The sequence below is a fragment of the Bacillus sp. TL12 genome (assembly GCF_022625245.1).
Classification (GTDB): Bacteria; Bacillota; Bacilli; order Bacillales; family Bacillaceae_G; genus Bacillus_A.
Genome location: NZ_JAJJBY010000012.1, coordinates 128,477 through 140,431, shown reverse-complemented (window position 1 = coordinate 140,431; position 11,955 = coordinate 128,477). Strand labels below are relative to the sequence as shown.

11 protein-coding genes and 1 pseudogene are annotated in these 11,955 nt (G+C 35.0%); 7 read left to right on the top strand and 5 right to left on the bottom strand.

Features of this window, described 5'->3' with window-relative positions:
• The first annotated feature begins 26 nt into the window (after positions 1–26).
• From LOK41_RS14010 to LOK41_RS14000, 3 genes are all read left to right on the top strand, one after another.
• The gene (locus LOK41_RS14010; RefSeq protein WP_241817073.1) at positions 27–1,463 is read left to right on the top strand and encodes a class I adenylate-forming enzyme family protein; all 1,437 of its coding nucleotides are present in this window, start codon (positions 27–29) and stop codon (positions 1,461–1,463) included.
• 212 nt (positions 1,464–1,675) lie between these two features.
• Positions 1,676–2,785 (top strand): toxic anion resistance protein, encoded by a 1,110-nt coding sequence (locus LOK41_RS14005; RefSeq protein WP_174099705.1) that lies wholly within the window; start codon positions 1,676–1,678, stop codon positions 2,783–2,785.
• A gap of 24 nt (positions 2,786–2,809) precedes the next feature.
• Positions 2,810–3,643 carry a DUF3974 domain-containing protein gene (locus LOK41_RS14000; protein ID WP_241817072.1) on the top strand — a complete coding sequence of 278 codons (834 nt, stop codon included), beginning with the start codon at positions 2,810–2,812 and terminating at the stop codon, positions 3,641–3,643.
• Positions 3,644–3,742: 99 nt separating this feature from the next.
• On the opposite strand, the gene LOK41_RS13995 is transcribed toward LOK41_RS14000, so the two are convergent.
• The 3 genes from LOK41_RS13995 to LOK41_RS13985 form a co-directional block, all read right to left on the bottom strand.
• Positions 3,743–4,108 carry a carboxymuconolactone decarboxylase family protein gene (locus tag LOK41_RS13995; RefSeq protein ID WP_174099707.1) on the bottom strand — a complete coding sequence of 122 codons (366 nt, stop codon included), beginning with the start codon at positions 4,106–4,108 and terminating at the stop codon, positions 3,743–3,745.
• A 380-nt stretch (positions 4,109–4,488) separates the two neighbouring features.
• Entirely contained in the window at positions 4,489–4,683 is a 195-nt protein-coding gene (locus LOK41_RS13990; RefSeq protein ID WP_241817071.1) for an asparagine synthase, read from the bottom strand.
• A gap of 137 nt (positions 4,684–4,820) precedes the next feature.
• Complete coding sequence (locus tag LOK41_RS13985; protein ID WP_241817070.1) at positions 4,821–5,438, bottom strand: TetR/AcrR family transcriptional regulator; 618 nt, start codon at positions 5,436–5,438, stop codon at positions 4,821–4,823.
• Positions 5,439–5,561: 123 nt separating this feature from the next.
• Here LOK41_RS13985 and LOK41_RS13980 point away from each other — a divergent pair, with 123 nt between their 5' ends.
• Positions 5,562–7,790, top strand: coding sequence for an MMPL family transporter (locus LOK41_RS13980; RefSeq protein ID WP_241817069.1), 2,229 nt, complete (start codon positions 5,562–5,564; stop codon positions 7,788–7,790).
• Positions 7,791–7,900: 110 nt separating this feature from the next.
• Here LOK41_RS13980 and LOK41_RS13975 read toward each other — a convergent pair.
• A pseudogene (locus tag LOK41_RS13975) lies at positions 7,901–8,059 on the bottom strand (DUF4021 domain-containing protein); the annotation flags it as partial.
• Between the two features lie 60 nt (positions 8,060–8,119).
• Entirely contained in the window at positions 8,120–9,679 is a 1,560-nt protein-coding gene (locus LOK41_RS13970) for a glycoside hydrolase family 10-like protein (protein WP_241817068.1), read from the bottom strand.
• A 252-nt stretch (positions 9,680–9,931) separates the two neighbouring features.
• On the opposite strand from LOK41_RS13970, the gene LOK41_RS13965 reads away from it, so the two are divergent.
• The 3 genes from LOK41_RS13965 to LOK41_RS13955 all read left to right on the top strand — a co-directional run bounded on the left by LOK41_RS13965 (position 9,932) and on the right by LOK41_RS13955 (position 11,936).
• Positions 9,932–10,237 carry a PTS sugar transporter subunit IIB gene (locus LOK41_RS13965; protein WP_174099711.1) on the top strand — a complete coding sequence of 102 codons (306 nt, stop codon included), beginning with the start codon at positions 9,932–9,934 and terminating at the stop codon, positions 10,235–10,237.
• Positions 10,238–10,250: 13 nt separating this feature from the next.
• The gene (locus tag LOK41_RS13960) at positions 10,251–11,540 is read left to right on the top strand and encodes a PTS sugar transporter subunit IIC (protein WP_241817067.1); all 1,290 of its coding nucleotides are present in this window, start codon (positions 10,251–10,253) and stop codon (positions 11,538–11,540) included.
• Between the two features lie 129 nt (positions 11,541–11,669).
• Complete coding sequence (locus tag LOK41_RS13955) at positions 11,670–11,936, top strand: hypothetical protein (protein WP_241817066.1); 267 nt, start codon at positions 11,670–11,672, stop codon at positions 11,934–11,936.
• The last annotated feature ends 19 nt before the right edge of the window (positions 11,937–11,955 follow it).

The window sequence follows — 11,955 nt, the reverse complement described above, 5'->3', positions numbered from 1 at the left end:
TACTCAAAAAGGAGATTTAATAAAAAATGCGTATACATTCTTATTTCTATGAACAGGCGCAAAAATATCCTGATCGCGTTGCGCTTTCGGAACAACATAACAGATGGACTTATAAAGAATTGGCGGAATGTGTTTCAAATCGCGCATCAGCTCTTATGCAAGACGGAGCGATACCAGGACATATTTTTATTATCAAGTTAGAAAATCGTATGGAATGGATTCAAGATGCACTTGCGGTTTCAAAAATTGGTGGAATTATATTGCCGGTTCATCCAGACGTTACAGAAATTGAATGGCAAACAATTATAAGTAGTACGGGGCCTAATTGGATTATCACATCCAAAGAGACTTTATGTCAAACAATTGAGCCTAATACTATCCCATTTCCTTTTAGACATGTGAGTAGTAAGGATGAGTTATACTTCTTTGGTTATACTTCAGGTTCAACAGGTACACCGAAAGGGTTTGTTAAAAGTCATCAATCATGGACTAGTAGTTTTGAAGGGTGGAGTAAGGCATTTTCATTAATTGAAAGCGATCGTGTAGTAGTTCCGTTACACTTATCTTATTCAGCCCAGCTGTATCCGGCACTTCAGGCATTAGCTATAGGAGCTGAGATTGTTTTATTATCTAAGTTCACCCCAGAAACTTTTTTTAAAGCGAAAGGATCGTGTGCTTCTATCACACCGGCTTTAATTGAACCTTTAATTCGCCATGCAAAGCAAAAACGAAGTGTGCAGGAAATGATTCCGAGGTGTATGATTTCAGTTGGGACAAAATTATCGCCTATACAAAGACAAAAATTTGAGGAATGTTTTCCTAAATCATTTTTGTATGAATATTACGGATCATCAGAAATGGGCTATGCCTCACTTTTAACACCAGATGATGCAAGAACTGCACCTGAAACAGTTGGAATACCATTTCCAGATGTAGAGATTGCCTTTTTCAATGAGAAAAAAGAACGAGTAGTAACTAATAAAGAAAACTTTGGGAAATTATTTGTTCGGTCCGGTCAGGCTTTTGAAGGGTACATTGAAAATGAAAAGCAAACAAAAGCTACTTTCATAGAAGATTGGGTAACATCACATGATATTGGTTTCCAAAGAGAAGATGGGAAAATTGTTTTAGTAGGTAGAGACCGAGACATTATAAAAGCTGCTGGAAGCTTTGTGTATGCTGGTGAAATAGAGGATGTATTACTTGGAATCACCGGGGTTACAGAAGCAGTAGTGTTTTCGGAAAAAGATGAGAAGCGTGGAGAAATTATACGTGCTGTTATCGTTAAAGAATTGTCTCGAGAATTAGTCGATATTCAAAAAGAGTGCCGTCAAAAATTAATATCGTATAAGCAACCAAGAAATTGGACTGTACTATCACATTTACCCAAGAAGCCGAACGGGAAGGTAGATAAAATGAAATTGAGGGCTGAATTGTTAAGTAATAAACTGTGTAACACGTAAAGAATCCGCCTTCAGCACGTGGCCTTCTAGGTCTTAAGTCCGAGGAAAATAATGCACGAAACAGGTATACTTATGGTAAGAAACAGGGAATGACTGCATAAGCAGGGGTTCATTGTTCGATTATTTTGAATAGGATACTTTAACTAGAAAATACATGGGGTATCAAATATAGTGCAAATAAATTCGCACATATAAATAAAGGAGCGATTTTGTTGACTGAATTAGAGAAAAAAGAATCTGTATCAGTAGTGAAAGATAATGTAGACGTGGTTGTTGATACAGTTATTAAAGATGACGAACTTGTTGAATTGAATAAAGAGGCTGATTTATATGTACAAAAGTTAAATAGTGAACAAAATACAGATCTTTCAAAAGTATTATCACAGCTTGGAGATTTAGGCGATAAGGAACAGCAAGCAGCCGGGCAAACATTATCTGCACTGAAACGTCCTGTAACTGCGATGATGAACGGGAAGAATGAAGAGATTCCAAATACATTGTTAGAATTGCGTAAAGTCGTATCAGAACTCGACCCTAATTCATTAAAAGCCTCGGGTATGAAGAAATTTATGTTTAAAGTTTTTAAGAAAAATCCACTTGAAACATATGTTCATAAATATCAATCCATAGATAAACAAATTGAAGAAATTATAAGATCATTACTTATCGGGCGTGACAATCTCCAAGAAGATACAGTCGGTTTAGAAATGTTAAAAGAACAATCACACGATAAAATTCATGCTCTTGATAAACAAGTGTATCTAGGACGAAAGCTTGCTGGGATGCTTGAGGCTGAAAAACAAAACCCAGATCGTCAAAAGGATATTCCATTAATCAATGATGCGTTAGAAAAAATTCTTGTACGTACGCGTAACATGCAACAAGCAAAAAGTGTATTACTACAATCTATCGCATCTGTAGATATCATTAAGAAAAATAATGAAAAGTTAACAGAAGCGATTCGTAACGCGATTACAATGACGCAAAATGTTGTTACTGTTTCAGCTGCGATTCAGCTTGCATTAACAAACCAACGAAAAACGATTGATGCAGTGAATGCAACAAACGAAGCAATTGAATCGATGGTATTAAGTAATTCACAGGCTTTAAAACAAAACACAGAAGAAACGACGCAGCTGCTTGAAAATCCAGCGATCAGCATGGATAAATTGCGTGAATCATTCCAAAATGTATTTGCGGCGATTGAAGCATCTGAGAGATCGTCAGAGCGCATTATTGAATCTAGTAAGAAGTTTGTTATTGAACTTGACACATTTAATGATGAAATGAAGCAGAAGCTCATTCAGCGTCCAAAGAAATAAAAGTGCATTAGAGGAGGTGAAAAAATGGGTTTCTTCGAATTTGTTTTAATGATTGGTGGAATTTTGCTTTTACTAGGATTTACAGCTGTAGTTTTACTTGTTTATTTTGGCAGGAAATTTTACTTGTCATGGGCGAAACCGTATAAACGAGCACATGAATCAATTGAAAAATTATCCAACAAATCAACGCCGTTTTTACAAGAGTTTACGCAACATCCACTTTTTTATCGTTGGATTCGTACTGAGGGGAAAAAGGAACAAAAAGCATTTAATACCCTTTTCTGTACAGCAAATCAACGTACAAGAGAACAAGTCTTCTCTATGTTACCGAAGGATAAACAAAAGAAAGTACACGCTATGGCAAAAACAACGAAAAAAGTGACGAATGAAGATATTGATGCAGCAGTAATGAAAGTGAAAGACTTCTTAAGACAAGAATCACAACAATCATCTAAGCCAACAGATCTATCGTTTTATAAATTGTATTTTTCTGACCGTTATCCAGATGCATTAAATACAATTCAAGCGTATAAACGCTCAATCAATCCGTCACTCCAAAAAACAGTTGATGACATCACAGTTTCTGTATTGAATGCTCTTCCATATTACCAAGAACATCGCATGTTTGAACAACAACACAAACTTGAAACGTTCTTAATGAAAGACGTAATCGATATGTTATCATTGGTTGCACAACTTCCACCTTCACAGCGTCCAGAAAAAGAAGAAGAGTTGCAAGTTTACTTACAAAACTTCCAAAAAGAAATGGAAGCAGTAGAGTGTGATATTCGAGACTCCATTGATCATGATTTGAATGTGAAGATGAGAGCGGCGAAGGAGAAATTTAAGAATAAGTAAAAGAAAGCCTCTTGAGTACATTACTCAAGAGGCTTTCTTTAGTTTAATTCTTTAATTTGAATTGTATCTAAACTTACCTTTAAACAACATCTTGAATAGTTACTGCTTTAATTCATTTAACTCTTGCATACACTCTTGAACAAGTGTGACTGCCTGGCTCATGGTAGCCCCCCCGCCAAAGGCAGCTGTTACGCCAATGATTTCAAGAATTTCCTGTTCCGAAGCTCCTTGATCTATACATCCTTTAGTGTGATAAATAATGCAATACTCATCCTGAGAATAAAGGCTTATCCCTAAAGCAACTAATTGTTTTACTTTTTTTGATAAGGTACCTTCTTTAAAGCATTCCTCTGTAAAAGAATTAAACTGTTCAGCCAGTTTTGGCATTTTTTCCGTAAATAAACCTAACCCATGTTTATAGTGAAGGAGTGCAGATTCTGTAGTATTTCTACCTTCAAATTCCATATTTAATCAACCCCATTTCTAGTAGTTATGAAACATAAGTTAGTATGAGCTTAAAGCATTTTGATTAATCATATTTGAAGTTTACTTTAAAGTTCTGAAGGAGGTTAAAACAAGATAGGGGTTGTTAGAATAACATATCGGAGAATATTACGTAACATCTTTACTTTCTAAGAAATTATTCTTATAAAATAAGCGAATAAAGTTAAAAATGTGTATATACACTATCAAAGTTCATGTAAACTAATCCAATCATTTAATAGAGATAGTAAATTTTTCGTATACATGTATAGCGGATGACTACCTTCTCAGCATGATATATACCTAATTTAAAGTATTTCAAATAAAAGTATCTAAGATTTTGGTATAGGAAAGGCAAGCATTTAAATATGCTTACCTCTGTTCTGACGACGATGCTCTACTAGATCAATTACCCCTAAAACAACGTGAGCTAAACCAAATCCAAATACCGTATTAGCAATCATCTTATTAGACCCGCGTGTCTGCTTCAATGCATAACCTGCAGCTGTAACCGCTGTACCTAATGCAGTTGGAATTAATCCTTCACGAATATCCATTGTAATATCCTCCTAGCATCGTAGTTAGTAAAACATGTAGTATTTAATAAATAAAATACTAACATTAGTATGGTCGCTTTTTATATAAATATGTAAACACTAATTTCAGGGAAATACATTTGACTTAAAACCCTGAATCAATGTCCCAATCCATTCCAATAAAAATCTACAATACTTACAGCTAAATTATCTATATCGGTAATCAGTGGTTTTTGATTTACATCTTTGTAATCACCGACGTATAGCAAAGCAACAAAGGCATGAGCACTTAAAAGTGAGTGCCCTTTTGGGATTTCACCTTTTTGCATTGCTTTATGTATTGCTTGATCCAATACTTCATACATTTTATCTTCAGCTTGTTGCATTTGTTTTAAGTGATCCTCTGAAAGAGATATTTTTGCATCTTTCATAAAACTCTTGATGTCAATGTTCATTGTTGCAGTTAAATGAACTTTTGCAATATCAAGTAATCGCTCCTTAAGCGGTTTACTTGTTGAAAGAATTTTATGCATATTGTCTCTAATGCGAGCCATCATTTGAATCATTGTGTCCGTAAAAAGATCAGCTTTTGTAGCATAGTAGTAATAAACAGTTGCCTTTGTTACATCACACTCTTTTGCAACATCTTCCATAGAAACAATTTGATAACCTTTACTTAAAAACAACTTTGTAGCAATATCAACAATTTTATCTTTTGTAGATTTTGTATTTTTATTTTGAGGTGGTCTTCCTAAAGGACGTTGTTTTTGTTCCAATATCATTCTCTCCTGACTCTTTATAATTAAAAATATTATAACATATTAGTTGAATGGCTCTTAATTAATTAACCGACCAGTATATATAATTGATTCTATAGTTAGTCTGAAAGGTGGAATATGATGAAAAAGCATCTTCTTTATACATGGGGGAAATATGTCGGGGGACCAAAAGCAAGGTGGATTACCCTTTTTGTATGGGTCTTATTGACACTCGTTTTATCGTTTACTTGGCCAGCTGTGAATACTGTTGAAGATGAGACAGCCCCTAATCTTCCTGAAACGGCTATGTCACAACAGGCCAATAATATGATTAAGAGAGAATTTCCGAAGGACTCAGGAAACCCTGTTCTTATTGTTTGGCATAAAGATAAAGGTTTAGAAGAGAAGGATTTTAAGACAATTCAAGATACTTATCAAAAGCTTAGAAATTCGCCATTAAAGGGTCAATCAACGTTACCACCTTTTGATACCATACCGCACCAAGTGTTAGCAAAAAGTCTTTCAGAAGATGGCACGTCTCTTGTAACACCTGTGTTTTTTGATAAAACTGCAGGGACAGATATGCTACAAGAGAATATGATTGAACTGCAGCGTGTTATAAAGAATACATTGGGAGATGATCCATTTAAAAGAAAGATTTCTGATTCTGGTTTGCATGTACGTCTATCAGGGCTAGTTGGTATTCAGACTGATGCAGTAAGCATATTTAGTCAGGCCGATGTGAAATTATTAGTTGCAACTGTATTGCTTGTTTTAGTTCTACTTATTCTTCTTTATCGTTCGCCACTTTTAGCAATCTTACCTTTGATTGTAGTTGGATTTGCTTATGGAATAATTAGTCCAACTTTAGGACTGCTAGCAGATAAAGGATGGATTGCTGCTGATGCACAGGGAATTTCAATTATGACTGTACTATTATTTGGAGCTGGTACGGATTATTGTCTATTTTTAATTTCAAGATATCGAGAGTTTCTTCTTGTAGAGCAAAATAAATTTAAAGCGATACAACTTGCAATTATAGAATCAGGTGGAGCCATTATTATGAGTGCTCTTACAGTTGTAGTAGGATTAGGTACTTTATTACTTGCTCATATTGGTTCTTTCCATAGATTTGCAGTACCATTTAGTGTGGCTGTTTTTCTTATGGGAATCGCTTCATTGACGATTTTACCGGCATTATTAGCTATTTTTGGCAGAATAGCATTTTTCCCATTCATCCCAAGAACAAAAGAAATGAATGAAGAACTCGCTAAGAAAAAAAAGAAAACACTCAAAGTAAAAGAATCAAAAGGATTCTTAAGCAAAAAACTTGGAGATCTTGTTATCCGTAAACCATGGACGATTATCCTGCTAACTTTATTCCTATTAGGTGGGTTAGCTTCATTTGTTCCACGCATCCAATTTACGTATGATTTATTAGAATCATTTCCAAAAGATATGCCTTCACGTGAAGGATTTGATTTAATCTCTGATCATTTTTCACCTGGAGAGTTAGCACCTGTACAAATTATTGTTGATACAAAAGGAAAAGATGTACCTGTCAAAGAAGAATTAACAAAACTTTCTTTTGTAGATCAAGTAACAGAACCAGTGAAAGGGAAACAGAACAATCAATTACAAATGTATGAAGTTTCAATAAAAGATAATCCGTATTCTATTGAGGGAATGAATAAAATCCCTGAGTTAAGAAAAAGTTTGAAACAGGTAATGAAGAGTGCTGAAATAAGTGATGCTAATAATCATATTTGGATTGGAGGAGAAACGGCTACATTATACGATACGAAACAAACGACTGAACGTGACCAAAATGTGATTATTCCAGTTATGATTGGTATTATCGCATTATTATTACTTTTTTATTTGCGTTCTATTGTGGCGATGATTTACTTAATTGTAACAGTGGTATTATCATTCTTCTCTGCATTAGGGGCGGGTTGGTTACTACTTCACTATGGTATGGATACTCCCGCAATACAAGGAGCAATTCCTCTATATGCATTTGTGTTCTTAGTAGCATTAGGAGAGGACTATAACATATTTATGGTTTCTGAAATATGGAAGAATAAAAGAAGCCAGCCATACCTTGAAGCAGTTAAAAATGGGGTGGTACAAACAGGTAGTGTTATTACGTCTGCTGGGTTAATTTTAGCAGGAACATTTGCTGTATTAGCTACTTTACCAATCCAAGTACTTGTTCAATTTGGTATTGTTACAGCAATAGGAGTACTACTAGATACATTTATAGTAAGACCACTTCTTGTCCCTTCACTTACAGTTGTTTTAGGCCGTTTCGCTTTTTGGCCAGGGAATCTTTGGAGGAAGAAAGAGACAAAAAAAGTAGACGCTTGATAATACAAGAAAATTAAAAAACCAAGGGAACTTTGATTTTCCCTGGTTTTTTATAAGGAATGAAATATGTATGCAAAATAAAAGTAATATTTAAATACTAAGTATTTTTTAAGTTCTCTTTTTTGCTGTTCTTTGTCTTCAATATCAGTTTCTGGTATTCCGAATAATCCATTCATGGCTTAATCTACCGGCTGAAGTCCAGTTTATGTAGTTTTAGATTTTATGTTTTTAGAATAGAATTCACATTCAATATAGTGAACTGAGAAAATAGTAGTTTATTTATATGTGTAAAGTAAAATCTCTCACATTTAGAGTGAGAGATTTCATAATTATTTTGCTTTTATAGTAGTTTTACTAGAAGGAATACTTTCATTATGCAACCGATCCACTGCAGTTACTACATACGTATATATCTCCCCAGATACAGCTGTATTATCTACATAAATTTCTCCAGGTTTTGTTTTTCGTAAAGTAGTAAGTAAATTCTCGGATTTTTGAATATCGACTTCATTTTTTCCGTTTACTCGGTAGATGGCATAATAAGCAGAGTCGTTGTTTCTATCATCAATAATGCCTAAAGCGATACCTTCATTTCTTGGAATAGCCCCTTTTAAAGTGGGTTGTTTAGGTGGATCGTGATCTAGCCAAGTCATTGGTGGGATTAATGCAGGGTGTTTATAAATGTCATTTTTTAGTCGGTCTTTTATCCCTAATGGATTTTTATTTATATCTTTTAAACTAAAGTGCATGCTACCTTTTATTTGTGAATTTTGATGATTTAGCGTAATTTGTCTTGGGTATTCTTCAGGGTTTGACCATGCAGGTACTGAGTTATTATTAATTTTATATGCTGCTTGCCCGATATATAGGTGAATAGGTTTGTTTACAGTTTCTTTTACCCACCAATTTAATAATATGTCATATGCTGCAGGTGCAAATCCGATATTCCAATAAATTTGTGGTGTAATATAGTCGATATATCCTTTTTGAATCCATTCTCGTGTGTCAGCATATAGATCATCATAATTTCTTTGTCCAGCAGTTGTATTAGAACCGGTTGGATCGTCAGCTATATTCCGCCATACACCAAATGGACTAATTCCAAATTTGATATACGGTTTTTCTTGTTTAATAGCGGTATTTAAACCACTAACAAGTTGGTTGACATTATTGCGACGCCAGTCTTCAATGTTAGAGAATTTTCCACTATTGTAAGTTTCATAGGTATTCTGGTCTGGAAATTCCTCCCCAACTATCTTATAAGGATAAAAATAATCATCCATGTGAACAGCATCAATCTCGTAATTTTGTACAACTTCTAATATTCCTTCAGTTATAAAGTTTTTTACTTCTGGAATACCAGGATTATAGTATAGTTTTCCTCCGTAAGTTACAATCCAATCGGGATGTTGTTTTGCGGGGTGATTTTCTGCTAGTCGGTTTATATCTGTATGGTTCATCGTAATTCTGTACGGATTAAACCATGCGTGAAATTCAAGATTTCTTTTATGGGCTTCTGCAACCATAAATGCAAGCGGATCATAGCCGGGGTCTTTTCCTTGCACGCCTGTAAGATATTCGGACCAAGGACCATATTGGGAAGGATAAAAAGCGTCTGCGGTTGGTTTAATTTGCACAACAACTGCGTTCATACCTACATTTTTCACATCATCTAGTAGTTTGATAAATTCTTGTTTCTGCTTTTCAATAGGTAGCCCTGGCTTAGAGGGCCAATCAATATTGAGCACAGATGCGATCCATGCAGCGCGTAATTCATGTTTTTGATACGTAGTGGGTATTTCAGCTTGTATGGGGCTAGAGGTTATGAACAGGAAGGGAATAATCAAGATGACGCTACAACAACTCATTAATAATCTTCTAAAAATCATCGTACGCCTCCTTACATATTCTATTATCGAGACTACTATATCACGTGAATATAAGATTCACAATTGAGAAAGTAGGGTACTGGAAATTTTATTTCATATAAAAATTTTTTTTACTGAAATTTCATTTCATCAGAACTAATTTGTCTATATTCTTCATATCATTTTTAATAACGTGAAACTTCCTTTCAGTGGTGTTTTGACAGTCCTTGAAAAAGGATGAAAATTACTTAAAGCATATAGGAGGATTATGAAATGAAAGTTCTGTTTGTATGTTCTGGAGGAATGTCCAGCTCAATTGTTGTAAACGCTTTAAAAAAAGAAGCTGAGAAGAAAGGAATCAGTATGGACGTGCACGCAATTGGCACGAGTGAAGTGGAAGAAGAGGTGAAAAATGGCTGGGACGTTGTAATGGTTGCTCCGCAAGTAAGGCATAGATTTGTTGCAGTGAAAAAAATAGCAGATGAGCAGTCTGTTCCTTGTGGTGTGATTCCGCCGCAGGCTTATACACCACTTGGTGGTCCGACGTTATTAAAAACAGTGCAAGAACTCATTCATTAGGAGGGAGAGTAGTATGAATAAGTTTATCTCGTTTCTTGAGAATAACTTATCTAGCCCAATGGCAAGGCTTTCTGAGCAAAGGCATTTACAAGCGATTCGTGACGGTGTAATTTCAGCATTACCGTTTATTATTGTAGGAAGTTTCTTTTTAATCGTGGCGTTTCCGCCTCTCCCGAAAGATAGTTTTATTTCAATCTGGGCAGCAAAGCATATAACAAGTATTTTAATACCATATCGATTAACCATGTTTATTATGTCGCTTTATATCGCCTTTGGTATTGGATATAATTTAGCGAAAAGTTACAAATTAGATGCATTATCAGGAGCCCAGCTTGCAGTTTGTTCCTTGCTCCTTACATTGACGCCTGAATTAATCGATAAGAAAGGGTTTATGCTTCCAATGACAAACCTTGGGGGACATGGGTTATTTGTTACAATGATTGTTTCCATTTTATCGGTTGAGATTTTGAGATTCTGTAAGACGAAAAATGTGATGATTAAGATGCCAGAACAAGTACCACCGTCTGTATCTCGTTCTTTTGAAGCACTTATACCTGCTGCTTTCGTTATTATTATTATGAGTATTATCACAGTTGTTTTTAGCATTGATTTACACCATTTAGTTGATAAGCTAGCTGCACCATTAGTAAAAGCTGGTGATAGTTATTTTGGAGTTATTCTACCTGTGTTTCTAATTACATTCTTCTGGTCATTTGGTATACATGGTGTTTCTGTTGTTGGGACAGTTGCCCGTCCTTTATGGGAAGTTTATCTTGGTAAAAACTCTGCTGCAGTTGCAGATGGAGCAAGCAGTATACCATTTATTGCACCGGAGCCATTATATCAATGGTTTATATGGATTGGCGGTTCCGGAGCTACGTTAGGACTTGTATTAGCCATGATTGTCTTCGGTAGATCAAAATATTCTAAAGCGCTATCAAGAACGTGCATTGTACCTGGGATTTTTAATATTAATGAACCAGTTATATTTGGACTTCCGATTGTATTAAACCCGATCTTAATTATTCCTTTTATTATTACGCCGCTTGTGACTGCAACCATTGCTTATACCGCAACTGCAATGGGACTTGTAACTGCGACTTATATTATGCCGCCGTGGACATTGCCAGCTCCAATTGGTGCATATTTAGCGACGGGTGGGGACTGGAGAGCGGTTGTATTAGTCTTCATTAATATAGCAATCTCATTCCTTATTTATCTGCCATTCTTTAAAATGTACGATAAAAATATGATTGAAATCGAAAAAAGCGGTGATGACGAACAAGATTCTGTGAATGTGTAAGAATGAGAAATGCGAAATGCGAAGAAATCATACAGACATGTATTTGAGTGATAGGCAACGAGTCTATCACTTCTTTCATGATTAAAGGTGAAACGAATCTGTTTTATCAATAGAAGAAGGTGAAATGAAGTGGGGATAAAATTCAGTTATAAAGGTGTGTTTTTGCTACTATTTGTAGTGATCTGTTCAAACCTTCTGTTTACGCCTCTATTAAGAATGTTAGATGTATCACAGATGTATAGTATATGGATTGTGACGAGTATTTCGGCAAGTATAATGCTAACAATTGTTATATCCTTTATAGATGGTACGTATTCATCAAAAGTACAACTAATTGCTAGATTTGTATTTTTTCTAGTTGGTTGTATATTTATTACCTATATGATTGTCTTTTAAAGAAATAAAGAGGTGATAC